This is a genomic window from Aureispira sp. CCB-QB1, from assembly GCF_000724545.1.
Classification (GTDB): domain Bacteria; phylum Bacteroidota; class Bacteroidia; order Chitinophagales; family Saprospiraceae; genus Aureispira.
The window spans coordinates 1-3,642 of the sequence record NZ_JHBV01000166.1; the positions used below are offsets into that span (position 1 = coordinate 1).

General features: G+C 32.0%; 3 protein-coding genes. 2 read left to right on the plus strand and 1 reads right to left on the minus strand.

Annotated elements, in window-relative coordinates; genetic code table 11:
• Window positions 1-546, plus strand: a 546-nt coding sequence (locus tag CG11_RS30750; RefSeq protein ID WP_197044012.1) for an LPD1 domain-containing protein, incomplete at its 5' end; no start/stop codon positions are given.
• Window positions 547-995: 449 nt separating this feature from the next.
• Here the strand turns inward: CG11_RS30750 and CG11_RS28835 are convergent.
• Complete coding sequence (locus tag CG11_RS28835) at window positions 996-2,936, minus strand: hypothetical protein (protein WP_052600370.1); 1,941 nt, start codon at window positions 2,934-2,936, stop codon at window positions 996-998.
• Window positions 2,937-3,171: 235 nt separating this feature from the next.
• Between CG11_RS28835 and CG11_RS28840 the strand changes: the two genes are divergently transcribed.
• The gene (locus CG11_RS28840) at window positions 3,172-3,441 is read left to right on the plus strand and encodes a hypothetical protein (protein WP_052600371.1); all 270 of its coding nucleotides are present in this window, start codon (window positions 3,172-3,174) and stop codon (window positions 3,439-3,441) included.
• Window positions 3,442-3,642 lie beyond the last annotated feature (201 nt).

The window sequence follows — 3,642 nt, forward strand, 5'->3', positions numbered from 1 at the left end:
ACCAATATTATCAATCTCACTCGTTACTACGAAGAGAACCGTTTTGATGAACCTACCGAGAAAAAAGTCCGCTTTGTCTTTTCTGGCGGCGTGGGATCCTTTGCACATGAGTATGGTCATTTTCTGGATTATTTTTTTGGCGCTAGGGTAGAGGCGAACCCCAAAGTATATGCACTATCTGATGGTCGCTCGACAGATCCTAGACGCATCACTTACGATGCCGCTAAAATGCCCATGCGTTACTGGATGGAGGAGATTCTTGAAAAGGCGTATTGGGACAAGAGCAAAACAGCGGATTCTAGTTATGTGAGACGTATTCGAAAAGCAATTCCTAAACAATATCTAGATTACTTCTTGAGAAGAAATGAAATCTTTGCTCGGCTCTTTGAGCAGTATGTTGGTTACAAACTCCAGGAGATGAAGATTCAAAATATCTTTTTGACCAAAACGAAGTATCATGCTATCCAATATATGACACCTACTGAGTTAAAAACAGTGGTGCCTTTGTTTGATAAGTTGCTGCTGCAGATGCGGAAACATTTTTAGAAGGCTTCCCATTTTAGGTTCTATTTTCAAAATAGAATAAATTATAATATAATTAAATATATAAAACCCTTATTATTAAATGTTTTTATTTCTTGGCATTGCTTTGGCATTTATAGTAAGTGTATCAAAAGTGATCATAACTAACTACTAATAAATTTGGGTTTTAATTACTGCGTGAGTGCGCAAGCGCAGTTGGGGTGATTTAGGACTTGTACGGATGGGAACCTGCAAAGCTCATGGAGCGAAGCGGAATAATACGTACAAGTCCAATCTTTCACCGCTAAACCTTCTAAAGATAAATTTGGGTTTTAATTGGGGTGATTTAGACCTTGCACGAATGGGAATACGTGCAAGGTCTTTTCTTTTTTAAGATGAATTGTTCTAGAATAGTACCAACTATACATATGAGTTTTCTCCCTTACTAATAGGAGACCAAAATTAGTTTTGCTTTAGTAAGAGTAAACCCCTTCAAAAAATTGAGGATATTTTTTATTGAGTTTTTGATACTGTTTTTTACTTAGAAATATGTATCCTCCAACCTGACCATCACTAATACAAGGATATATTCTTCCATCAACTTTATTCTCAACAAGAGCTTTTTCAATCAACTCCATAAATTCAGGATCAAGCCAATCTCTATTCATCAAAAGATTAGCTTCATATTTTTTTCCTTTGAACTCAAAAGAAAACAGAGTCGAAGTGTTTCCCCAGCTTTTCTCAAATTCATCAATAATATTTCTTGGATTAAACGCACCTCTAGAAGCTTCTCTAAATTCTTTCGTTAGTTCTTCATATGGATTTTCAAGATTACCAGTCTCCCAATCAAAGTAAACAATCGTTTTTGGGAAATGGATAAGTAAATCTTGAAATCTTTCTATAGCGCTAGTTTTTATTTTTTCTTTCGAATCAATAATCTCTTTATTTGATAAATGCTTGAACAATCCCATTTTTAATAAATCTTTGATAATCTCATCAATATTTTTACTATTTAAAGAATTATCATGATTCTCTTGAGATAAAAAATATGGATCAAGATTCCCCCAAGCCTTATATTCCCGTTCATTCATCAAAATTAGACCAAATTCTTTATTATTATATGCTGAGTAATTTCCTCTTTTATTAGCAAAATAAAGACGTTCTTTGGAATCTTGATCCACTAATACCTTATTCACAATAGATTGAATTTCGTGAAGAATTTTGAGAGAGGTATCTATTTGTATTTCTTCATTGGGAATGACGTTTACAAAATCGTAGAAACTAGTTTTTGAATAAATCTTCCCATTAACTTCTAATGAAATATTAATCTTTACTTCAATCAAGCCATAGCTATATTGGTCATCTTCTTTTGTGAGTGTAACCGTAAGATTTTTATAATTAAAATTGGGAACGATATTCTTTATTTCTTCAAATATTAGAGGGAATGCTTTTATAGGATTATTAGGGTAATCCTCCAAATTGAAAGTTTTAGCTTTCTTGCAATAACGGAGAAATTCAAATTTTTCTTTTAATTCCCATTTTCTATAAGAGGTATTTATTTCTTCAAAATCTTTATCAGATATTAATTTAATATTTTTCAAACTTCTCAATAATTCAATTTGTCTTGATTTATTAGTCTCATATTGATTATAGTAATGCATTCTATCAGTGCACTTTTGTACCATAAAAAATTCTATGAAAACTTCTTTGTTTTTGATCGCCTTTAGAACATCTTGGAATACGTTTTCATTAATTAGTCCAATTTCATTAAAGTCGTTCAATGTCTTTATACATGTTTTGCCTAAAACACTTCTTTTTTCGTGAATAAGCTCAAATTCTTTTACTGTATTAAGACCAGAACCTATCATTCTTGAAGGTAACATTGTAAACCCCATACCTTCCTGAATGATATTTTCTTCATCTTTGATTTTTTCTTCAATTTGATACCCTTTGAAGTTTTTCATTTTTTCTTCGAATATTTTTTGCAATTCTATGGACTTTCTTTCAAACTCTTTTTGAGCTTCTAAGAATTTAGCTTCGTATTCATCAGGAGGCAATTGATAATCGGCTTTTAACATTAAGTCTCTTGGATTTGTGAGATTATTTTCTTGGAAAAACCGTAATTGTTCAATTATACCTGAACGATAATAATAATCGTTGATAAAAGCCTGATAAAGAAATTTGATTATTGATTCTTTATTTACCGTTTTTGATGAAGTTGATTCAGGAAAGCGAGTATTTTGAAAATTATTTCCTTTAATTGTCTTTACAAGAAGTTGTTTTCCCTTTTCAGAAAGTATTTCTACTTCAAATAGTTTATTGGCTATTTCTATTGCATTGGACTTCGAAATCTCTTGAGAGGTCACTGCAGAAACGATACAAAGTTTGAATAACAAAACTAAAAGTAATCTCATGTGGTTTAGCTTTTTTTGATTTTTAATGGCTAATCATATTACATACATATACCACAAATATACAACTCTACAATACAAGTACATTTCATTTATTAAGAATTATATAATCAAGGTAATCCCCAACCTCCAAATATACGCCACAAAATTCCCCTGCCTGAGTAACAAAACTTTCCAATCCCAAACGCATACAATACTTTTACAGATATAAAATATTCTATTCTAAAAAAAGTAACGTATGAAAAAACAACACTTGGGCAATGCCCAAACCGACCATCCACAACCGATTGACAAAACAATTGTGATAGGCTTAATTAAAGCACAAATCCAAAAACTAAAAGCCCACGAAATTCGCATTCTCAACAACGGTATTTTTGAAGACGATTGGTTGGAGACAGACGAAAATCAAGCGATGGTAGATAACTTTTCTTTGGCAGCACACGCCACCAATGCCACCCTTATTATGGAGTTAAAATCCTTGTGCAAAAAAATCCAACAACTGACTTAAAAAACGATTTTCAAACTGACGTAGAAACTGGATTAGAAACTGCTCAGAAACTGGCTAGAAATTAACAAAAACTGCGTCTACTGGCTCTACTAGCACAAAAACTAATTTTCAAACTGCTTAGGAATTAAGCAGAAATTAGCTAGAAACTGCTCAGAAATTAAACAGAAACTGCTATAGAAACTACTAAAAATTATTACAAAA

Excerpts from the sequence above, each read along its gene's own strand:
- CG11_RS28835 (WP_052600370.1), bottom strand. The coding sequence starts at position 2,936 with ATGAGATTACTTTTAGTTTTGTTATTCAAACTTTGTATCGTTTCTGCA.
- CG11_RS28840 (WP_052600371.1), top strand. The coding sequence starts at position 3,172 with ATGAAAAAACAACACTTGGGCAATGCCCAAACCGACCATCCACAACCG.